Source organism: Hyphomonas sp. ske169 (assembly GCF_056850855.1).
Window position 1 is genome coordinate 737,203 of record NZ_CP096146.1, and the last position, 18,777, is coordinate 755,979.

General features: G+C 55.8%; 18 protein-coding genes and 1 riboswitch. Of the genes, 3 read left to right on the forward strand and 15 right to left on the reverse strand.

The window, feature by feature from the left end; all coding sequences use genetic code 11:
* The first annotated feature begins 23 nt into the window (after positions 1-23).
* Positions 24-1,184, forward strand: a complete 1,161-nt coding sequence (locus tag MY069_RS03495) for an acyltransferase family protein (RefSeq protein ID WP_482795689.1) — start codon at positions 24-26, stop codon at positions 1,182-1,184.
* A 1-nt stretch (position 1,185) separates the two neighbouring features.
* Here MY069_RS03495 and gcvPB read toward each other — a convergent pair whose 3' ends face one another.
* The 11 genes from gcvPB to MY069_RS03550 all read right to left on the reverse strand — a co-directional run bounded on the left by gcvPB (position 1,186) and on the right by MY069_RS03550 (position 13,908).
* Entirely contained in the window at positions 1,186-2,754 is a 1,569-nt protein-coding gene (gene gcvPB, locus MY069_RS03500; RefSeq protein WP_482795690.1) for an aminomethyl-transferring glycine dehydrogenase subunit GcvPB, read from the reverse strand.
* The gene (gene gcvPA / locus MY069_RS03505) at positions 2,754-4,097 is read right to left on the reverse strand and encodes an aminomethyl-transferring glycine dehydrogenase subunit GcvPA (RefSeq protein WP_482795691.1); all 1,344 of its coding nucleotides are present in this window, start codon (positions 4,095-4,097) and stop codon (positions 2,754-2,756) included. Before gcvPA ends, gcvPB begins: the two co-directional genes overlap by 1 nt.
* Positions 4,098-4,100: 3 nt before the next feature.
* Positions 4,101-4,469 (reverse strand): phosphopantetheine adenylyltransferase, encoded by a 369-nt coding sequence (locus tag MY069_RS03510; RefSeq protein ID WP_482795692.1) that lies wholly within the window; start codon positions 4,467-4,469, stop codon positions 4,101-4,103.
* Position 4,470: 1 nt separating this feature from the next.
* Positions 4,471-5,091, reverse strand: coding sequence for an FMN-binding negative transcriptional regulator (locus tag MY069_RS03515; protein ID WP_482795693.1), 621 nt, complete (start codon positions 5,089-5,091; stop codon positions 4,471-4,473).
* A 4-nt stretch (positions 5,092-5,095) separates the two neighbouring features.
* Positions 5,096-5,467, reverse strand: coding sequence for a glycine cleavage system protein GcvH (gcvH, locus tag MY069_RS03520; RefSeq protein WP_482795694.1), 372 nt, complete (start codon positions 5,465-5,467; stop codon positions 5,096-5,098).
* Between the two features lie 13 nt (positions 5,468-5,480).
* On the reverse strand, positions 5,481-6,629 hold the full coding sequence (gene gcvT / locus MY069_RS03525; RefSeq protein WP_482795695.1) for a glycine cleavage system aminomethyltransferase GcvT: 1,149 nt from the start codon (positions 6,627-6,629) through the stop codon (positions 5,481-5,483).
* A gap of 172 nt (positions 6,630-6,801) precedes the next feature.
* A riboswitch (glycine riboswitch) is annotated at positions 6,802-6,889 on the reverse strand.
* Between the two features lie 64 nt (positions 6,890-6,953).
* Positions 6,954-8,174, reverse strand: coding sequence for a pilus assembly protein TadG-related protein (locus MY069_RS03530; protein WP_482795696.1), 1,221 nt, complete (start codon positions 8,172-8,174; stop codon positions 6,954-6,956).
* 155 nt (positions 8,175-8,329) lie between these two features.
* Positions 8,330-9,574 carry a hypothetical protein gene (locus MY069_RS03535; RefSeq protein ID WP_482795697.1) on the reverse strand — a complete coding sequence of 415 codons (1,245 nt, stop codon included), beginning with the start codon at positions 9,572-9,574 and terminating at the stop codon, positions 8,330-8,332.
* A gap of 39 nt (positions 9,575-9,613) precedes the next feature.
* The gene (locus tag MY069_RS03540) at positions 9,614-10,888 is read right to left on the reverse strand and encodes a TadE/TadG family type IV pilus assembly protein (RefSeq protein WP_482795698.1); all 1,275 of its coding nucleotides are present in this window, start codon (positions 10,886-10,888) and stop codon (positions 9,614-9,616) included.
* A gap of 212 nt (positions 10,889-11,100) precedes the next feature.
* Positions 11,101-12,474, reverse strand: a complete 1,374-nt coding sequence (locus MY069_RS03545) for a pilus assembly protein TadG-related protein (protein WP_482795699.1) — start codon at positions 12,472-12,474, stop codon at positions 11,101-11,103.
* A gap of 117 nt (positions 12,475-12,591) precedes the next feature.
* Positions 12,592-13,908 (reverse strand): acyl-CoA dehydrogenase family protein, encoded by a 1,317-nt coding sequence (locus MY069_RS03550; protein ID WP_482795700.1) that lies wholly within the window; start codon positions 13,906-13,908, stop codon positions 12,592-12,594.
* Between the two features lie 207 nt (positions 13,909-14,115).
* On the opposite strand from MY069_RS03550, the gene MY069_RS03555 reads away from it, so the two are divergent.
* Positions 14,116-14,418, forward strand: a complete 303-nt coding sequence (locus MY069_RS03555) for a DUF8200 family protein (RefSeq protein ID WP_482795701.1) — start codon at positions 14,116-14,118, stop codon at positions 14,416-14,418.
* A 174-nt stretch (positions 14,419-14,592) separates the two neighbouring features.
* Positions 14,593-15,495: a haloalkane dehalogenase gene (locus tag MY069_RS03560; RefSeq protein WP_482795702.1), complete on the forward strand. Its 903-nt coding sequence runs from the start codon at positions 14,593-14,595 to the stop codon at positions 15,493-15,495.
* On the opposite strand, the gene MY069_RS03565 is transcribed toward MY069_RS03560, so the two are convergent.
* The 4 genes from MY069_RS03565 to MY069_RS03580 all read right to left on the reverse strand — a co-directional run bounded on the left by MY069_RS03565 (position 15,492) and on the right by MY069_RS03580 (position 18,775).
* Positions 15,492-15,845, reverse strand: a complete 354-nt coding sequence (locus MY069_RS03565) for an Mpo1-like protein (RefSeq protein ID WP_482795703.1) — start codon at positions 15,843-15,845, stop codon at positions 15,492-15,494. The genes MY069_RS03560 and MY069_RS03565 overlap by 4 nt on opposite strands.
* A gap of 119 nt (positions 15,846-15,964) precedes the next feature.
* Positions 15,965-17,194 carry an outer membrane beta-barrel protein gene (locus MY069_RS03570; RefSeq protein WP_482795704.1) on the reverse strand — a complete coding sequence of 410 codons (1,230 nt, stop codon included), beginning with the start codon at positions 17,192-17,194 and terminating at the stop codon, positions 15,965-15,967.
* Positions 17,195-17,433: 239 nt separating this feature from the next.
* Complete coding sequence (locus tag MY069_RS03575; RefSeq protein ID WP_482795705.1) at positions 17,434-18,210, reverse strand: enoyl-CoA hydratase; 777 nt, start codon at positions 18,208-18,210, stop codon at positions 17,434-17,436.
* A 73-nt stretch (positions 18,211-18,283) separates the two neighbouring features.
* Positions 18,284-18,775, reverse strand: coding sequence for a hypothetical protein (locus tag MY069_RS03580; protein ID WP_482795706.1), 492 nt, complete (start codon positions 18,773-18,775; stop codon positions 18,284-18,286).
* Positions 18,776-18,777: the final 2 nt, after the last annotated feature.

The window sequence follows — 18,777 nt, forward strand, 5'->3', positions numbered from 1 at the left end:
CTGGATCGGATACAAGATCGGGTATGATGAGACTGGATTCGGTTCAAGCGCTCCGCGCAATTGCCGCTTTGGTTGTCTTTGCGTGCCATCTGTTTGCGATTGAAGCGGGACATGCAGGCAGAGCCGCCCCGCTGACCCAATGGTTCGAAAATGGCGCCTATGGCGTCGACCTGTTTTTCGTCATTTCAGGCTTTATCATGGTTTGGGTCGCTGCTGATTTGCCGCGCGGGCTAGCGAGTGCACGCGATTTTGTGATTGCCCGCGTGACCCGGATTTATCCGCTCTGGTGGCTGTTTGCCGGCACGATGGCGCTGTTCTTACTGTATTTCAAAGGCGTACCATGGGATCCGGACCGGTTAGATCCAAAGGGGCTAGATGGCACGGTTCATCTGATCAAATCCCTATTCCTGTGGCCGCAGCCCGCTCACCCTGTGCTCGGGGTCGGCTGGACGCTCGTGCACGAGATGTATTTCTATGTCGGGTTTGCGCTCCTGCTTTTATGCGTCCCCGTCCGCTGGCGCCTGCGAGCCATTTTAGGGTGGGGCGCGATCGTCTTGATCGGCGCAATGGCAGGTTTGGGCACAGCGTTTGGGCGCAACTTGGTCGAGCTCGTCTTCAGCCCGCTAACCCTGGAATTCGTGATGGGCTCATTGGTTGGATACATGATCAAAGCCGGATGGAAGGATTATGCCCGCGCCACCGCGATTTTGGGCTGTGTCGGCCTGTTGATCGGATTTGTCCTGGTCGACAACGCTACCGGCGGCCTCTTGCTGGCACCGTTTGGACTTGAGGATCCTGTCTATGGCCTGATGATGTGGGGTCGGGTGATTATCTTTGGCCTACCCGCCGCGCTCCTGCTCTACGGCCTGGTCGCCTTGGATGTGCAAGGCAAGCTTAGCCGCTACATGTCGAAGCGTTTGGTTCGGGTCGGCGATTGGAGCTATGCGCTCTATCTCTCCCACACCCTGACCATCAGCGCGGTTGGACGCGTTGTATATGGCGTCATCGAACCGCAAACCCTGTTTGCGACCCTGATCTATTTCATCACTGTGATTGCCGCGACCTTTATCGTCGCGGCGCTGGCCTATCATTATTTTGAACGTCCGCTGATCCGGTACTTCCGGCGCTGGCGCGCGAAACCAGCAGCTTACTCGGCCGAGTCGGCGAACGCCCCGGCCGAATAGACTATTCCGCGGCGATCGCTTCGGGCGCGGGCGGGGTCCATTTCAGCACCGGTTTCCGCGCCGCTTGCGTTTCATCCAGCCGTTTCATGGGGGCCAGATACGGCGCGCCCTTCATGGTCTCATCGCCTTCTGCCGCACGCCTTGCAACATCAGCCAGCGCATCACAGAACCGGTCGAGCTCTTGCTTGCTTTCGGTCTCTGTCGGTTCGATTAGCATCGCCCCGTGCACCACGAGTGGGAAATACATGGTCATCGGGTGATAGCCCTCATCGATCAGCGCTTTGGCGATGTCGATCGTCTCAATGCCGTCGGCGGTGAACGCGTCTGAGAACAGAGCCTCATGCATGCAATAACCGTCAAAGGCGGGAGTCATCACGCCCTTGAGGCGCGCTTGGACATAGTTGGCGTTGAGCACAGCGTCTTCAGCGACTTGTTTCAGGCCGTCCGCACCGTGGCTGAGCATATAAGTCAGCGCCCGCACAAACATGCCCATTTGGCCATGGAAGGCGACCATCCGGCCAAACGCTTCTGAGGCCTCGCCTTCGGCCGCTTCGACCAGATGGAGGCCGTCTTCGTCTTTGACCACATAGGGCACCGGTGCGTACGGCGCGAGCGCGTCTGAGAGCACAGTCGGGCCAGAGCCCGGGCCGCCGCCGCCATGCGGCGTCGAGAAAGTCTTGTGCAGGTTGATATGCATCGCATCGACGCCGAGATCGCCGGGGCGCACCCGGCCAACAATCGCGTTAAAGTTTGCGCCATCGCAATAGAAATAGCCGCCAGCCGCGTGGATCAGGTCTGCAATCTCTTTGATATCGGTTTCGAACAGACCGCACGTGTTTGGATTGGTCAGCATGATCCCGGCAATATCGTCCGTGCTCTCGAGCTTCGACTTAAGATCGGCCATATCGACCCGGCCGCGCGCGTCGGCTTTGATCTCATCGACAATAAAACCGCATTGAATGGCGGTTGCCGGATTGGTGCCATGCGCGGATTCCGGAACCAGAACGCGTTTGCGCGTCTCACCTTCGCCGCGGGCTATGAGGGCTTGGCGAATGGCCAGCATCCCGCACAGCTCACCATGCGCGCCGGCTTTCGGGCTCATCGCCACCGCTGGCATACCGGTGAGTGTCTTCAGCCAAGTCGCAAGCTCATCAATCAGCTCTAACGCGCCTTGAACGGTACGCTGCGGCTGCATTGGGTGCACATCGGCAAAGCCTGGCATACGGGCGGCTTTCTCATTCAGCCGCGGATTGTGCTTCATCGTGCACGAACCGAGCGGGAAGAGGCCAAGATCGATGGCGTAATTCTTCTGGCTGAGGCGCATATAGTGGCGCACAGCTTCTGGCTCTGACAGGCCCGGCAGGCTCGTCTCGTTCTTGCGGGTCACACCGCCGAGACGGATTTTCTTACCTGCCGGTTTTGGCAGATCGACGCCCGTCTTGTCCCAAGCGCCAACTTCGAAGATCAGGTTCTCGCGCTGCAGCAGGCCTTTTGAGCCAGAGACGGTCGCGCCAGATGAAGCGATCACAGAGACAGGCGCCGTGGGCCGTCCAGTTGATTGCATACCCATTAGATCACCTCCTTCAGGACTGCCGCATAGGCCGCGATATCGTCTTGTGTCGTGCATTCGGTTGCCGCTGCCAGGATGACATTGCCCATGCCCGCCTCTGGGAGCATGCGGCTGACGCGGACGCCGCCGAGCACGCCGCGCTCATCGAGCATGGCAAGCACCGCTTCGGCATCAACTGGGGTCTCAAACGCAAACTCGTTGAAGAAGCGCGGGGTGAGGATTTCAACACCTGGAACCGCTTCCAATGCATCGGCCAAATCGCAAGCCGCTTCATGGTTGAGCTCAGCTAATTGTTTAAAGCCTGTGCCGCCGAGCAAAGTCATATGCGCGGTGAAGGCCAAGGCGCAAAGCCCCGAATTTGTACAAATATTTGACGTCGCCTTGTCCCGGCGGATGTGCTGTTCGCGAGTCGAAAGCGTCAAAACAAAGCCGCGCTCGCCATCGGCATCGACCGTTTCACCACAGAGGCGCCCTGGCATTTGCCGGACCAGTTTTTGCGTACACGCGAAGAGCCCCACATAAGGTCCGCCAAAGGTCAGCGGGTTACCAATCGACTGGCCTTCGCCCACCGCGATGTCGGCGCCCATTTCGCCCGGAGGCGTCACCAGGCCGAGCGATACGGCTTCGGTGAAAACGCTGACCAGCAGCGCTTTCTTCTCATGCGCCGCATCGGCGACGGGTGAAAGATCGGTGACCGTGCCGAACACGTTTGGCGACTGGCCAATCACGCAAGCCGTGGCGTCATCAACATGATTGGCAAGCTCCAACTCGCCATCAATTGCGGGCGCCAGTTCAACTACTTCAATGCCTTGCGCTTCGCAGAGCAATCGGGTCGCCGCTGCATAATGCGGGTGCAGGCCGCCAGAGAGAACGACTTTCTTACGGCGGGTGACACGGCAGGCCATGACCGCGGCTTCAGCACACGCCGTCGAGCCATCGTACATGCTGGCATTGGCAACATCCATCGCCGTCATCTCAGCCACTTGGGTCTGGAACTCGAACAAGGTCTGGAGTGTGCCTTGCGCAATCTCTGGCTGGTACGGGGTGTAGGTGGTCAGGAATTCAGAGCGCTGGATGATCATATCCACGCTCGCTGGAACATGGTGCTTATACGCCCCCGCCCCGACAAAGAATGGGCCATCGCTCGCTGTCCGGTTCTTCGCCGCAAGACCTGCCATGTGGCGCTCAACCGCGAGCTCACCTTGATGATCCGGCAAGCCTTGGATTTGGCCTGACAGGCGCGCGCTTTGCGGCACGTCTTCATAGAAATCATCGACCGAGGCGGCGCCAATCGTATTCAGCATCGCCGCGCGATCGTCTGGGGTTAAAGGAAGATATCTCATGCCTTAAGCGCCCTTTGCTAAGAGGAAAAACAAGATAGCCGCGACCGGAAGACCCGCCGCGTCAACAATGGTGATTTTTTGGAGCGGGCCCATGAGCTCGCGATTCAAAGCCGCAATGATCAAGAAGGTGATCATGCTGACTGACCCGCCAATCAGAGCGGCCCAGCGCAGGTTTGGAACGAAAGCCGCCGCTAAAAAGGCAGCGCCAACCAAGCCGAGCAACACGGCGCGATGCTGTAAGAGCGTGCGCAGAACCGTATCGTCCGGCGAAACGCCATACAAAGCTGTGAGTTGGCTCGGCGACAGCGCCGCAACCGCAGGCAAAAGATGGATCGCTGCTAAGAGGCAGAAGAGGATCGCAACAAGGCTCATGTCAGCTCTCCCCTCTCATCTCTTCAGCAATCGCCGCATGGCTGCCTGTTTGGCGCGCCAAATCAGCAATCACGCCTGCGCGCTCGGATTCGCTTTTGTTTTGGCTAAGCTTACGTACGCCTTTGAGCGCTGAGACCTCAATCTCAAACGCGACAATCGCCTGGGCGAGTTTGTCGATATAGGTCTCCGGCGCATCCGTGACGGCCCAGGGCGCGTCGCGGTCGGCTTCCATTTGATCAGAGAGCGCCGCAACACTCGCGCGGATATCTACAAGCTCAGTTTGGAAGGTCAGACGCCCACGCGCCTCAGCAGCGATATAGTTCCATGTCGGCACGACTTTGCCATGCTCGGCTTTCGACGGATAAGCCGAAGCGGAGACATATGCGTCATCAGCGCGGAACACAGCGGTGGCGTTTGGGGTCTTGTCTTGCAATGCCGTCCAGAACGCATTGGTTCGCGCGACATGGCCGATCAGGCGGCATTCATCCTCGCTCCACACAACCGGGACGACCGCAACGATTGGACCATCCGGTCCGTTCGCTGCGATGGTCGCAAGCGGGTTTTGCGCAATGATGGCGCGCGCCGCTTCGGCATCTGTGTGGAAGAGCGAGGACGGGTGCATAGGCTTAGAGGCCCTCGCAGAAGGTTTTGTAAGCGTCAGCGTCCATCAAGCCTTCAAGATCGCCTTTGTCCGCGAGCTTGATTTTGCAGAACCAGCCTTTGCCTTCTGGGTCTTCATTGACCGTTTCAGGCGCATCGGCGAGGTCGCCATTGCCTTCGGTCACTTCGCCCGCAACAGGCGCATAGACGTCAGAGGCGGCTTTGACACTCTCAACCACGGCCATGTCGTCACCTTTGCCAAAACTGGCGCCGGCCTCAGGAACCTCGACAAAGACAACATCGCCGAGTTGTTCAGCCGCATATTTGGTAATGCCGACTGTGCCGGTGTCGCCGTCGACGGCAATCCATTCATGATCTTCAGTAAAATAAGTGCTCATTTCTCTCACCCCGTTAGCGTTTGTAATTTGGTTGAACGAATGGAAGCGCGCAGACTTCTGCTGCGCGGGCTTTGCCGCGGACCATGAGGTCGATCTTGGTACCCGGCGCAGTTAAATCGGCGCGGACATAGCCCATGGCGACTGGGCGATCGACACTGGGACCAAAGCCGCCAGATGTGACCACGCCAATGCGCTCGCCATTCACATGGATCTCTGTGCCCCCGCGCGCCGGCGCGCGTTCGAGCGGCTGAATGCCGACGCGCTTTTCCGCGGGGCCATCATTGAACGCTTTCAAAATCCGCTCTGCGCCAGGGAAGTCCGCACGCTCGCGGCGCGACTTTTGGATCACCCAGCCAAGATCAGCTTCAATCGGATCGCGGGACGCGTCCATATCGTGGCCATAGAGGCAAAGCCCGGCCTCAAGGCGAAGGCTATCTCGGGCGCCAAGGCCGATAGGTTTGACGCGCTCATCGGCCAGCAAGTCTTTTACGAGACCGAGGCCATACTCATTGTTCGGCAGCAGCAGCTCATAACCATCTTCGCCGGTATAGCCGGAGCGGGACAGCATAATTTTCTCATCGCCTTTTTGGAGATAGGCGCAGCGCATGAAAGTGAGGTCTGCGGCTTCTGGGAAGTGCTGAGTGAGAACCGCTTCTGCCTTCGGGCCTTGCAGCGCCATCAGGATACGGTCGTCTGCCTTTTGCAGCATCGCTACATCGCTCAGCTTCTCTTCCATCAACGCCCAGTCTTGCGCTTTGACCGCGCCATTGACGACAATATAGAGCATGCCGTCGATGCCCGGCATGCGCGTGATGATCAGGTCATCAAGAATGCCGCCTTCATCGCTGAGCAAAACAGAGAGACGCCCTTGCCCGGGTTTCAAGATGGCAATATTGCTCGGGACGATGCGTTCGAGGGCGGCGGCAATTTTTTCGTGCGCGCCGTCTTCGCCCATGCCGTCTTTCAAAAATAAGAAACAAGGGCCCATATGCGAGACATCAAACAGTCCTGCATGCTCACGCGTCCAGAGGTGTTCAGGTTTCACGCCTTCAAATTGTACGGGCATCTCATAGCCCGCGAACGGCACCATTTTGCCGCTATGCTCTACATGTAGATCATAAAGCGGTGTGCGCCTCAGCGTTTCAGTCGTTGGGTCAGCCAATAGCGGCGCCTTCCAAAGCAGGACAGGTCACGCACGAAGCGGATCTGTGCTGCCCCCGCTGTCTTGGCGCCTGAGAGATTCCGTCCTTCGACTTCGCTCAGGATGAGCATCGGTCGCGACTTGCTCCTTCGGCGAGGCTGCCGCAACTCTGCGCGCCTCTTTCCAGCGTGTTGAACCCGTTCCGGTCCATTTGCCTGAGCGTTTCCGGGGCGGTTGCGCCTTCGGCGATCGGGAGTTCGATTCTCTCCCGGAACGGATTTAATGAGCTGTAGCTAGTCCGAATCCAGAGGCGCGACAAGTCAAATGTCGGGCTGAGATGCAGGCTTAGTCGACAATTGTCAGGGCGGACAATTGGCTGGCAATGGCTGCATATGCTTCGAGCAGTTCGTCTCCATTAGACGCGTCGAAAAAGCGGCTATCATCACCGGTGCAGTTTTTCAGCGTATTCTTGGCATTGTTAGGCGCTTGGAACGCGACGGCATAGACCAGCACATTCTCGTCCCGCATCTCGCGGCACATGCGGCGGGCTTGCTGATTGCTATTGCCTTGGCTGTTCTCATAGCGGCGATTGAACTTGCCATCCGTCATCAAGATGACAGCTTTGATCGTGTGCGGTTCAGAGTAATCGCGCGGCGCCGATGCCGCTGGCCAAATGGCGCTCCAATCTGGTGCAATCAAATACCAAGACCAAGCCACCCCGAGGTGCCCCGCGGTCCAACCGCCAGCAGTCAGTTTGTTGATTTCTCGCTCAAACAATCCGAGATCTGTCGTCAATGGTAGCAAGCTTGAGCTTGGGCACGATGAGGCGTCATCGCCGACCCATCGATTGAACTCGGGATCATCATCATCCCAAGCAGCAATCCCGGTTCGTTCAGAGACGCAGACTTTATTGAGGCCATCGCCATCACGATCGTCATTCACCGGACGTCCAAGTGCGGCATTGCCATAAGCGCCTGCATTGACGGCTGTAGAGTAGCTTACGAAAGACACCCGAACGCGATCGCCCGTAGACGGCGTGATCAGTGTTTTCGCGGCGGTGATCGCGGCGGTTTTTAGATCATCAAGCTTGGTTCCGCGCATCGAGCCAGACACATCCAACATCAGCGCAAGATCTAGCTTAGTCACATTCGCCTTCGACGTGGCGCCGTTTGCAACGGACACGCTGTGAGGGGTAATCGATCCGCCAATCAGCGTGCCGATTGTACAATCTGACGTCACCCGCACAGTGCCAGCGTCTCGGTCAATGTTCACGCGCGAATTGGTGCAGGCTAAATCATCATGCGAGGATCCCAGATTGGCGTTGAGCGAATTGAGCGCCACATTGCGAATGTCGGCATCGGTCAGGGCGGCATCTTCCATCGCGCGGGCGCCCGCCAGAGAGGCCGCATCAATCGCGGATTGAAGGTGTCGGTCGACATTCACCTGACGCGACAAATCAGTCGCCGCACCAACGACAATCAGGAGCGGAACCAGCGCGAGCGCAAATATCACCGCAACATTGCCGCTTTTGTCCTGTCGCCACTTATTGAGACACTGTGAAAACATCTAACCCGTCCTTCGACCCAAATTGGCACACCCGCCTGAAATTCTCGTCTCAGGCGAGCAATGGACATGCCAATTCCCCCGAACATAATGGCCGGGTTAGAGCGGGCGGTTAGCGGTGATTGAACGAGGTCCGCGCGTCAAAATGAACAGGCGCGCTATTCTGAAAGGGATAAAACTGACAATTGGCTCGCAATCGCAGCATAGGCTTTAAGCAACTCTTCTCCCGAATTGGCTTCAAAATAGCGGCCCTCTTCCTTCGCGCAGTTTTTTAAAGTGACCTGCGCGGGTGGTGGCGCCTGAAACGCGACCGAAAAAACGACAATGCCTTTGGCGCGCATCTGGTAACATAATTTCGTGGCTTGAATTTTACTGCGGCCGAGAGCGAACTGCTCATATTGAGTATTGAAACTTCCATCCGACATCAGAACGACTGCTTTCAAGCCATCGGGATCAGAATATTCCAGCGGCCGAGAGCTCGCGGGCCAGATTCCAGACCATTCTGGTGATACCAGGTACCAAGACCAGGCAACGGCGATATGTCCTGCGGTTGATCCGGCTGCATACATCCGATCAATCGCACGGGTCAGAGTTGTCACACTGTCGGTCAAAGGCACGACACTGCTGCGCGGACAACGTTCGGCTTTGTTTCCGATCCAACGGAACGGCGCTGGGCTCCGGTCTGAATAGGCTTCAGCGCCAGCGCGTTCGGAGACGCAGACTTTATCTAACCCGTCATCGTCTTCATCATCCAACACCGGAAGCCCTTGAACGATATTGCCATACTCCCCGGCATTTACAGATGTGCTGAAACTCACCAAAGCGATACGAACACGGTCATCCGCACTCAGGTTGAGCATCGTGTTGGCCATGTCTTTTGCTGCCGTTTTAAGATAATCGAGCTTTGTGCCGTGCATGGAACCGGAAACATCCAGCATCAAAGCAAGGTCTAGATTTCTCAAGTTTGCTTTGGCTTTTGCGGCGTTTCGCACATATACGGTTTCCGTCGTTATGCTGCCGCCAATCATCGCATCGAATTGGCAATCTGCGGATACTTTTACAGAGACATCTTCGCGATTGATTTGCACGCGTTGCCGAGGACAGGTGAGATCCCCTTGCGCCGTGTCCAAGTTTGCCACGAATGCTTTGATTGCAATTTTTTCGACATCGTCATCTGAAAGGCTTGCATCCTTCAGCGCGAGAACGCCGGCCAATGACGCTGTATCCAAAGCAAATTGGACATGGCGCGCCGCGTTGGCTTGACGTGCACTGTCGATGGCGAACGCCATGACGATAAAAATTGGAACAACCATCACCGCGAACAGGACCGCCGTGTTCGCGCGCACATTGCGCTGCCAATTCACGATCAGCGCCAGCGCGCGCTGGGACTGCACTTCATCCATATTTGCCACCCACCCCTTGCTCGTTGAAACCCGCTCGCACTAACCCTTTAGCCGTGCCCATTTCAGGCGACTGGCAATGCGAGTTAGAACTGATTGAAAGTCGCCATTATCGACGACGCGGAAATAGTGCTCTCCGCTGCTCGCGCACCGCTGCAATACGCCGGTCGGCGTCCACCATTCCAAGCCGCTACCGCCGCCCGATTCGAGATAGTCCACGACATAAATCTCGATATTTTCGTCGGATATCCCATTGCAAACCCTGATGGCTTCCGCCCTGGCATATAATTCCGAGAAAGGAGCGAGATCATAATATTTGTTGAACTTTCCGTCCGAAAGCAGGACCACGACTTTCTCTAGGTCTGGCTCTCCATAGGATGCGGGTTCCGCGGCCGCGGGCCAGATCGAATGCCAGTTCGGCGACAGTGTGTACCAGGCCCAAGCCAAAGCCACCTGTCCCGCTGAGCCGCCGGAATCAGGCGTTAAACCGTCAATCAAATCGTGCATCGGATCGGGTTCATTGCTCAACGGCAAAACACTCTCGTCCAAACACCTGAAAATGGGGTCTGAGCTCATATTTTCTCTGACGAACTGTCCGATCATTGGCCGTGCATCCGAGTGCGCTTCTGGTCCCTCTCGTTCTCGCACGCAGACTTTGTCAACGCCGTCGCCAAACCGATCATCATGATCAAAGCGTCCCATGGCCCGATTGCCATAAATCCCGGCATTGACGGAGGTCGCGAAGGGCACAATCGAAATCCGAACACGATCTTTGGTTGTGTCATCTAATAGGGTCGAAACGAAATTTTTCGCAGCGTCTTTCATAGCCTCGCCGCGCGGGCCAATCATCGAATGCGAAACATCTAAGATCAAAGCGAGCTCAAGCTCGGTTAAGTCGGTCTCAGAAACGGCCCCTTGAGCAATCGCGACTGTGTCAGACGCAGGGCTGTACAACCCAAAAATAGTTGGCAGCGCGCAATTCCCTTCAACCGATACGGTTCTGGTCGTCCGGTCGACAGTGACTTCCGGCGTGCCGCAAGAAAGATCGCTATAGGTCGATGTCAGTTGCGCAAAATAGTAATTTTCAACGATTGCTTCGACCGCTTGATCGCTAAGACTTGCATCTTCCATCGCTCGCACGCCGGCAAGGCTCGCCAGATCCGTGGCAATGTCGAGATGGCGGTGCGTGTTCACTTGGCGCGCGGCGTCGATCGCTAATGCCGTCATCATCAGTATGGGCAGCGTCAGCAGCGCGAATATGACTGCAACCTGACCGCTCGTGTCACGCATGGGTGACCAGAATTTTGGCGAGACCACGTACTTGCTCCCACGCGCTTCATTTGAAGTCGCTCTGTGCCCCTAGTACGTGTTGGATTGAGCTTTAATCGGTTCGCCTAAACACTTTGATACTTAATTCGACGAATTTTGGCTGGTCGGGTTGCGAAAACGTAAACTCTAACTCTAATTGCAGGATTTTAGGTTTGCTCCAAAATATTTTTAAAAACAGGATACTATCCTGGATTTCCGACCTAGCTTGTCAAGCCAATCCCGAGGAAATCTCTCGCGATTTGCTCGTAAATACTCTGCAACTCGGATGAAACATCGGTTGTAAAAACTCTCGCTGGATCGCCTGTACAGCTTTCTAGCATCGTTTCCACGGCACCTGTGATCGCATAGCCAACCGAGTAAATTTCGATCCCGTCTGCCCGCATGCCCGCGCAAAGATCCAGCGACGCACTATTCAACGCATTTATCAGAGTTGTATGGTTATGGCTGAAAAACGGCGCCCGGAATCCGTGTTGGAACCGCCCGTCCGTCATTAGAATGACGATTTTTGGCTTGCTTGGATCACCATAGGCATGGGGCGCGGCCGCAGCGGATCCACCATAATTAACATCCGTCCAGACATTGGTCCAATTCGGGGAGATGAGATACCAAGCCCAAGCAATGCCCATATGTCCCGCTGTATTGCCGCCCCATGTCGTGGCGATGCTAGAGCTTCGCAATCCGTCGATTGCGGCTTTCACAGAGGTTGCATTGCCATCGAGCGGATGAACGGGGGAATCGGGACAAACAAAAGCGGAGGAAGTGTGCGGCTGCCCTGTCGACGCGTTCAAGGCGAATGCCTGAGCGGCCGTAAGAGGGGCGCCGACAAGGCTTCCGCTCACAGGTTCTGCGTCGGTAAACGCGTCTGCCCCGGTCCGTTCGGTTACACAAACGCGCTCGGAAAATACGCCACCAGGATTAACCCAGTTATCGTATTCGGTATCCGTTCCAGGGAGACGACCAGAGGCTTTGTTTCCGAAATCGCCGGCATTCACACCCGTTGCAAACGGAGCGATTGCGACGCGACCGCGTACCCCAGGATTTGTTCCGATAATGATGTCGGCCGCGCGCTTAGCAGCAATCTTTAAGTCCGCCAACTCGGTGCCATTCATGGAGGATGAAAGATCGAACATCATCGAAACATCAGCAATCTTGTGGTGCGCCGCCGCCGTTGACGAGGCGTTGACCGAAACCTCGTCAAATCCAATAACTTCCGCGCCAAAGACGGTCGGAATGGTGCAAGTTGTGTCGACTTCCACTGATAATTCCGTCATGTCGACGTCGACTTGATTCACACTACAGTTCGCATCGCTATGCGTGCTCGCAATGTTGGCGGTAAATGATTCTCGCGCGATACTTTCGGCAACCGTACTTGAAAATTCGGCCTTAAACGATCGCGCACCGGCAAGCGCCGCGGCGTCGGTAACATATTGAAGATGTTTCTTAATGCTCACCTGCCTGGCGCCATCGAGGGCCATGCTTGCGACAGCTAAGATGGGTAGAACGGTGACTGCAAACAATATCGCAGCTTGCGCACCTCGATCACGCCAAAAGGCGCGGAGCGATGAAGGTTTCACGTACTGGCTCCTCATGCGCTTCTTTTGAAGTCGCAATGCGCCCCTAGTACGAGAACGGTCCCTTTAAGCGTCAGAGATTAAGACAACCCAATCGGAACCTTGAAAATTTGATTGAAATTAATTGCGTTTGTTGGGGCCCATGAAGCCAAACAAATGCCCGGCGACTTTTCGCATTTGGATTTCTTCACTGCCTTCGGTGATCCGATAGCGGCGGTGATGGCGATAAATATGCTCAAACGGTTTGTGTCGTGAATAGCCGATGCCGCCATGCACCTGCATCGCCCGATCGGCGGCATTGCAGCACAATCTGTTGGCGCGATAGTTACACATTGAGACTTTATCAGACAGACGTTGCGCCACTTCTGGCTTGGTCATCTGATCCATTTCCCAGGCCGTCTTAAAGATCAGCAATCGCAGCATCTCCGCCTCAGAGGCCAACTCGACCAGCGGGAATTGAATGGCTTGGTTCACCGCCAGCGGCTTGCCAAACGGCTTACGGGCTTGGGCGTAGTCAACGCTTTGATCGATACAATAGAGTGCGGCCCCGACCGAACTTGCCGCCTGACGAATCCGGTTCTCGTGGACAAAGTGTTGAGCGAGCGCGAGACCACCTTCGGCCGGTCCAAACAAAGTGCTTTCCGGTACCCAGACATCAGTCAGCGAGACCCGCGGATGGTCGGTCGGCATGTTGAATGTCCAAAGATATTCTTCAATCTTCACGCCAGGAGCATCGGCCGGCACAAGCAAGCAACTGATCCCACGCGCATCGCCATCCTCTCCACTTGTTCGCACGAAGCACATGATATGTGTCGCCACATGCATGCCGGTGGTCCACATTTTCTCGCCATTGATCAGCCACCCCTCAACACCATCGCGCGTTTCGCGTTTCGCAACCGTGTCCATATGCGTCGCGTCCGAGCCATGCTCTGGTTCCGTGAGGCCAAACGTGGCGATAAATTTGCCATCAAGGGCGTCTTGAATGAGGTGTTTTTGGTCAGGACGAGCAAAATCTCGCAGCATCAAGATTTGCGGATAATTGGCGACAATCGAGTGCTCATTTTGAAGGTCATTGTGGAGCCCTTGCCCTTTGCGGGCGAGATGTTCACGAATGATGGCCATGGCCAGGTTTGACCCGTCTTGGCCGCCATATTCGGAGGGCAGCGCAAAGCGGAAATGTCCGGCTTTGTCAGCCCGGCGTTTGGCTGTTCGCAGGAGCGCTTCCCATTCTGGTCGCGGCAATCCGCCATTCTCAAAATCCGTGCGGGCCCATTCTCGGCGATGATCAAAGAAGCGAATATTATCATCTTCTTGTTCAAGCGGTTTGATCTCGTCTTCGATGAACTGGTCCAAAACGCCCAAATAGTCCGCGATGTCCTGTGGGATATTGAAATCCATGGAAACTCTCCTGCCTTCGGCTCCGACGATAAATCCCATATGCCGCTGGGCAATCCGCTTCGTCGCGTCAATATCTCAAAGCCTGCTCAACGGCTACTGACGGAAACTGGCACCAGATTTCGCACCTGCAGCACATCTTATATTCACTGAACAGTTGACTTATTGCTCAGTGATCATATGTTAACTCCTGTCAGATGAAGACATCGACACGAGCCAATCACCGCAATCGACAAAAAGTTTCCTCCCGTGATCCGTACACTAACCGCCGCCTCTTTCGCCATTGCCCTGACCGGCGCCGCTTTTGCGGGCACCGCGTTCACTGCAAAACTCGAATCGCCAATGCCGAAAACCAAAAAGATTGTCGCTGCTAAAGCACTTTGGAAGTGCAGTGCTGACACCTGCGTGGCTGAACTTAACCGTAAAGCGGTTCGCATCAGCACCTGTAAGAAAGTCGTCAAGGAAGTCGGCAAATTGGCTGAATTCTCAAATGGCGATGAAACCCTCTCCGCGAAGGATCTTGCGCGCTGTAACGCTGAGGCAAAATCGTAAGCAAATTGTTCATCTCACTCTCCCTCGAAGGGTCGCTTCATCTGAAGCGGCCCTCTTTTTTTGTGCGCAGCATTTAGAAATCTGACGCCTCCGTCATTTCGAAAAAACTTGCCTTCCTTCGCGCCAGGACCGCAATTTAGAAACGATCAAACGACACGATGAAGGAAACGCACAATGATTGCAGCTGTTCGAACCCCTGATGAGCGATTTACGGCGCTGCCAGATTTCGATTTCGCCCCGAATTATGTCGACTCCCTAGAAGGCTATGAAGGATTGCGCGTCCATTATGTCGATGAAGGCCCACAAGATGCGGATCGAACCTTTCTCTGCTTACATGGTCAGCCGACCTGGTCCTTCTTGTATCGGAAAATGATCCCCGTCTTCGTCGAGAGCGGCGCCCGCGTCATCTGCCCGGACTGGTTAGGATTTGGTCGCTCCGATAAGCCCACCGAGGATGCGGTTTACACATTTCACTTCCACCGCAACATGATGCTCGCTTTCATCCGGGCATTGGACCTCAAAAACATCACCCTTGTCTGCCAAGATTGGGGCGGAATACTGGGACTCACGTTGCCGATGGAGATGCCAGAACGGTTCGAACGCTTATTGGTCATGAACACCGCGATCGCTGTCGGTCAATCCCCTGGCGAAGGGTTTGAAGCTTGGCGAGCCTTTAACCGAACGCAGCCAGATATGGATATCGCCGCCCTGATGCAGCGCGCGACTCCGGTCCTCACCGACCAGGAAGCCGCCGCCTATGCCGCGCCTTTTCCGGACGTGACCTACAAAGCCGGTGTGCGCCGCTTTCCCGAGCTGGTCATGACCGATCCAGGGATGGAGGGGGTCGAGACTTCAAAACGCGCCGCCGCCTGGTGGTCGAACGATTGGAAAGGGGAGAGCTTCATGGCTGTCGGCGCGCAAGATCCTGTGCTCGGCCCCCGCCAAATGGAGACCCTGCAAGCCACCATCGCCAACTGTCCAGATCCAATGATGATTGATGATGGCGGTCATTTTGTTCAAGAATGGGGAGCACCAATCGCGCGCGCCGCGCTGACAAAATGGGGCGATCTCAGCTAGGCGTTTTCGCCTTCCTCGCGCTGCGACACCCCTGCCCGCTCAAGTTCGGGGCCAAGACGGCCTGTAATCCAGAGAAAGAACATTCGAAAGTCGCTGATGAGCGACCAGAGCGGATGGGTGAATGTGGCCGGCTTATTGCGCTCGACAAAGGCATGGCTGACCCAAGCAAAGAAGTAACCCGCAACCGGCATGGCAAACAGCCATACCCATTTTTGTAAACTGATCGCGATCACAGCGATCGTAATGACGAGACTGGTGCCGATATAATGAAAATGGCGCGTGCGTGGATGCGCATGCTCTTGCAGATAGAACGGCCAAAACTCCTCATAACTGGACTTTCGATCTGACATCACGCGTCTCCGTGCTCATATTGTGAGTGCCTCTAGATCTACATCCGAACGCCGCGACCGCAAAGAAAAAAGGCCCGACCAATTTGGCCGGGCCTTTCCTTATTCAGTTGATAATCGTCTTACTGAACGATGATCGTCACTTCTGAGCGACGGTTCAGAGGCTCACGAACACCATCATTTGTGGCTTTCGCAAGATCGTTCTCACCGCGACCGTCTGTGTCAATCGCTGCAGCATCGATGCCGCGTGATTGCAGCGCATCAGAAACAACTGCCGCACGGCGAGCTGAGAGACGCTGGTTGTAAGCAGACGCACCAGATGTGTCGGTGTGGCCAACAATCGTTACGTCACCGGTTGAGCAATCTGCGCGGTCGCGAATGTTCGCAATCGCTTGATCGATCACCGCAGAAGCCTGGCTTGTCAGGTCTGCGCGGTCCCACTCGAAGTAGACCACGAAGGCCTGGTTCACAGTTGAACAAGGCGCAACCGGAGCAACCTCAGCCACAGTTGGTGGCGGTGGTGGCGGCGGTGGTGGTGGTGGTGGCGGCGGTGGTGGTGGAGGCGGTGGTGGTGGCGGAGGCGGTGGTGGCGGTGGTGTCGCCCCAAATGCATACCGCAGACCCAAGGTCACCGCATGATCGTTATAGTCAGCGTCATAAGCAACGCCTGACCCAATTTGGTTCACGCCAGTGAAGGTCATATCTTGGATATTCGTCAGGCGGTATCCGAGATCGACTGTCATGTTGTCGTTCAGCGCATAGCCAATGCCAGCCAACGCTTGCAGCGCTAGGGCAGTTTCACTGTCGTTAAAGCCGTTTGCGCCAAACACAGCGCTAGGTGTTCCGGTTCCGCTGACTTGAGTCGCTGCAAGGTTGCGAGCGTCTGCACTTAGGCGAGCTGCACCAACACCGGCACCAACATAAGGCTGCCACGTACCTTCACGATTGAAATCGTAAAGCGCGTTGACCATAACTTCCCAAGTTTGGAGGCTTCCGTCCTTGTGAGCGCTGTATACGATACCGCCATTCGGGCCGACCGAGCTCTCAGGAATTCCAAAGCCATTAATGCCATTGCTGACGGACAGGTCGCCTTCTTTATAGGTCAAGGTCGATTCGACGCGGAAACCGTTGTCGAAAGCGTATCCAAGACCAAGACTACCGAGCAATAGATCGTCTGGATCAGAATCGCCGCCCAGTGTGAACGGCACATTGTTTTCTGCATCATGGTCAAGCTTACCATCGAAGACTTGCCCAATGTCAGCGCGGCCATACCAGCCGTCGTCGGCTTGAGCGACAAAGCCCGTTCCGACAAATGCTGCTACGGCGGATGCGCACATGAGAGTTTTTTTCATACTCTTCCCCTTGTGTCTGCCGTGACAACACCATTGTTTCACGACCGCAGGAATTTACGGACCATTCCGTATGATCTTGTCTCTACGCAGTTTTTACGCCAAGCGCGAGACCAGGTTGCATAAGAATTGTGATCCTAGTCGCTTTTTTAAGAGGGCGAGGCGGAATTGCAACAGGGACGGTCAGATTCTTAACCTCTTGGTGTCTCATTTTCGCCTAAGACCGGCCTCCCCGCCACATTTTAGTCATTAAGCGTCCGGCCCCGCTCGGTAACGGCTTTGCGGGCCGCTTCGACACTTTGTGCCGTCACGCCTGCAGCGTGTTCAGCAGATCTGGTGACTTCGAGCGCCTGTCCCTCGCCGAATGAAGTCGCAAACCCGTCATCGATGATTCGTTTGTAGTTGCGCAGCAGGACAGGATCACAGGTCGCCATCTCGTGTGCCAATTTGACCGCCGCAGGGAGGAGTTCGTCGGCGCCGTACACCCGATTGACCAAGCCCCAGCGTTCGGCGGTCTCGGCATCCAAGAAATTCCCCGAGAAAGAGAGCTCTTTTGCGCGGCTGATCCCGATTAAGCGCGACAGTTTCTGACTGAGCCCCCAGCCAGGCATAATCCCAACCCGCGCATGCGTATCGGCAAACTTGGCGTTCTCAGACGCGAGCAAAACATCGCACATCAGCGCCAATTCAAACCCGCCCGTGATCGCGAATCCGTTGATCGCGCCGATAATTGGCCAGGGAAAAGAGGCAAGGCCTTTGGCCAGGTCGATTTCGCCGCCATCGGCGCCAAGCGCAAACCCAGTTTGCCCCGCTTCTTTGAGATCGACGCCAGCAGTGAACGCGCGCCCCGCTCCGGTCAGAACGGCAACCCGCACTGTCTCATCCTCGGCCAATGCTGCGAAGGTTTTCACGATTTCAGCGCGCAAGGCGCGGCTTAAAGCGTTCAACGCATCGGGACGGTTCATGGTGACAATCGCGACCGGACCATCGCGCTCAACCAAAACTATATTCTCAGACATGGGATCTCCTGACAGTCATATTCTCACGCCTCTTGCGGCAATCGCCCTCGCGGAAACCAAGCGCCATTCGGGCCTATGTGGCGCGTTTTCTGCCAAACCGGCGATACGCGGCAATCCCGAGCCCAATCAAGGCAATGATCGCGGCGGGTATAAAGGTTGCCAATTTGAGTGGCGTCATAATCGCTTTCAACCAAATCAGGCTGTCATCGCCCGACAGAATGAATAATTGTACCGTGTTTTCAATCACATCCGCCGGAATACAGATCAATGCGGGCAGCGCTAACCAAGGCCCAGCTTTGCCAAAAAACCGCAACGCCGTACCGGCAAAAAAGCCGCCATAAGCCAGCGGATAAAAGTAATCGAGCACCAGGGTCATCCACCAATGCGCAGACCTTTGCTGTTCAGACATCGCCGCAACGACCGCCCGAATCTGTTCAGGATCGCTAATTTCATCGATGATGTGAAGGTCATAGGCCTCTATCCAGACGCCAAACGCGAGGGTTAGCGCTAAAAAAGCGAGTCCCGTCCCGACAATCACGCTGCCTTTAGTCAAATATGTCCGCATCG

Excerpts from the sequence above, each read along its gene's own strand:
- MY069_RS03495 (WP_482795689.1), top strand. The coding sequence starts at position 24 with ATGATGAGACTGGATTCGGTTCAAGCGCTCCGCGCAATTGCCGCTTTG.
- gcvPB (WP_482795690.1), bottom strand. The coding sequence starts at position 2,754 with ATGGGTATGCAATCAACTGGACGGCCCACGGCGCCTGTCTCTGTGATC.
- gcvPA (WP_482795691.1), bottom strand. The coding sequence starts at position 4,097 with ATGAGATATCTTCCTTTAACCCCAGACGATCGCGCGGCGATGCTGAAT.
- MY069_RS03510 (WP_482795692.1), bottom strand. The coding sequence starts at position 4,469 with ATGAGCCTTGTTGCGATCCTCTTCTGCCTCTTAGCAGCGATCCATCTT.
- MY069_RS03515 (WP_482795693.1), bottom strand. The coding sequence starts at position 5,091 with ATGCACCCGTCCTCGCTCTTCCACACAGATGCCGAAGCGGCGCGCGCC.
- gcvH (WP_482795694.1), bottom strand. The coding sequence starts at position 5,467 with ATGAGCACTTATTTTACTGAAGATCATGAATGGATTGCCGTCGACGGC.
- MY069_RS03530 (WP_482795696.1), bottom strand. The coding sequence starts at position 8,174 with ATGTTTTCACAGTGTCTCAATAAGTGGCGACAGGACAAAAGCGGCAAT.
- MY069_RS03535 (WP_482795697.1), bottom strand. The coding sequence starts at position 9,574 with ATGGATGAAGTGCAGTCCCAGCGCGCGCTGGCGCTGATCGTGAATTGG.
- MY069_RS03550 (WP_482795700.1), bottom strand. The coding sequence starts at position 13,908 with ATGGGATTTATCGTCGGAGCCGAAGGCAGGAGAGTTTCCATGGATTTC.
- MY069_RS03560 (WP_482795702.1), top strand. The coding sequence starts at position 14,593 with ATGATTGCAGCTGTTCGAACCCCTGATGAGCGATTTACGGCGCTGCCA.
- MY069_RS03565 (WP_482795703.1), bottom strand. The coding sequence starts at position 15,845 with ATGTCAGATCGAAAGTCCAGTTATGAGGAGTTTTGGCCGTTCTATCTG.
- MY069_RS03570 (WP_482795704.1), bottom strand. The coding sequence starts at position 17,194 with ATGAAAAAAACTCTCATGTGCGCATCCGCCGTAGCAGCATTTGTCGGA.
- MY069_RS03575 (WP_482795705.1), bottom strand. The coding sequence starts at position 18,210 with ATGTCTGAGAATATAGTTTTGGTTGAGCGCGATGGTCCGGTCGCGATT.
- MY069_RS03580 (WP_482795706.1), bottom strand. The coding sequence starts at position 18,775 with ATGCGGACATATTTGACTAAAGGCAGCGTGATTGTCGGGACGGGACTC.